Annotated in this window: 2 protein-coding genes; both read right to left on the reverse strand. The window is 69.0% G+C overall.

The window, feature by feature from the left end:
• Nucleotides 1-450: 450 nt before the first annotated feature.
• Nucleotides 451-888 carry a GNAT family N-acetyltransferase gene (locus tag ACGF5G_RS35735; RefSeq protein WP_393271324.1) on the reverse strand — a complete coding sequence of 146 codons (438 nt, stop codon included), beginning with the start codon at nt 886-888 and terminating at the stop codon, nt 451-453.
• A gap of 78 nt (nt 889-966) precedes the next feature.
• Complete coding sequence (locus tag ACGF5G_RS35740; protein ID WP_393271326.1) at nt 967-1173, reverse strand: hypothetical protein; 207 nt, start codon at nt 1171-1173, stop codon at nt 967-969.
• Nucleotides 1174-1354: the final 181 nt, after the last annotated feature.

A 1354-nucleotide genomic window follows, 5' to 3' on the forward strand; every position in this document is an offset into this window, starting at 1 on the left:
GCCGATGGCCCCGGGCCGGCCCCGGCCCCCGGCCCCCGCCCCCGGGGGGGGTTTTGGGGGGGGGGGGGGGGGGTGTGGGGGGGGGGGGTGGGGTGGGGGGGGGGGGGGGGGGGGGGGGGGGGGCCCCCCCCTGCCGTGCCCGGCTCCGGGCGGTCAGGCTTGATCCCTACGCCGGGCACGGCAGGCCCCACCCCCGTCGAGGTCAGCCACCGCCCGCGCCTTCCCGGCCCGCGTTCGCGCCGATATTGCGGGGTCCGCGACAGCGTCCTTTCCCATGTCCGCAGGATGGGTCTTTCCGGTCCACGGGTGTCTTTCTGGTCTGCGGGTGCCTTCACCGTGTCCGCCGGAACGCCCTTCACGTCGGCGGACAACCCTCAGAGCGCGTTGACTAACCAGGTCAGCTGGTGTTGAGGAGTCGGCCGGTCTTGTGACCTGGGGCCAGTTGCGTCGTCAATCAAGGGTCCGGGCCATCCCGACAGAGGTCGGCGCCGTTTGGCGGAAACCGTGCCGCTCGTAGAGGCGGCGGCCCGGTGGATCGGCGAGCAAGTTCACGAACGCACCGGGCGGCGCTTCCCGACGGATTGTCTCCAGTAACGCAGTCAGTACCGCGTCACCTATGCCCCGGCGCTGATGCTCTGGCAATACAGCCATGTCGACCACGTGGAAGTACCACCCGCCATCGCCGAGCACCCGGCCCATCCCTACTGTCGTGCCGCTCTCCTCGTGCAATACGTGCACCGCGGCCCAGCCACCCCGCACCGCGGCGGCAGCCTGATCGGGTCGACGCGGTGAGAGCCCGGATCGTTTGCGAAGGACTAGGTAGTCTCCGACCGTCGGTGGTCCATCGACCAACCGATAACCCGCCGACAGGGCGGTAGGTGCTGTCATGACCGCCATGCTACAGCGCTCCTTACGAGACAGTGGCGACCGTCGCTGGGCCGACGGTGGCTACGCGGGGCCGACTCGTCACCTGGGCCCGCCGCTGTCCTGGGCCTCGCGGTGGAGATCGTGCGCGAGCTCGCCGACCAGGTCGGCTTCCAGGTCCTGCACCGCAGATGGGTCGCCGAGCAGTCCCTGTCGTGGATCAACCGTTGCCGACGCACCGTCCGCGACTACGAACGCCACCCCGAACACCACGCCGCTATGGTCCAGTGGGCCATGGTCATCATTCATGACCCGACACCTCGCCCGATACCACAGGACCGGCCGACTCCAAGCCGTACTCAACACCAACTGACCTGGTTATTCAACGCGCTCTCAAATGCGTTCAGGGCCACCCCGAAAGGGGTGGCCCTGAACGAAAGATTGTCCGGCGGTGTCCTACTCTCCCACACCCTCCCGAGTGCAGTACCAT

Source organism: Micromonospora sp. NPDC047730 (assembly GCF_043204765.1).
Lineage (GTDB): Bacteria > Actinomycetota > Actinomycetes > Mycobacteriales > Micromonosporaceae > Micromonospora.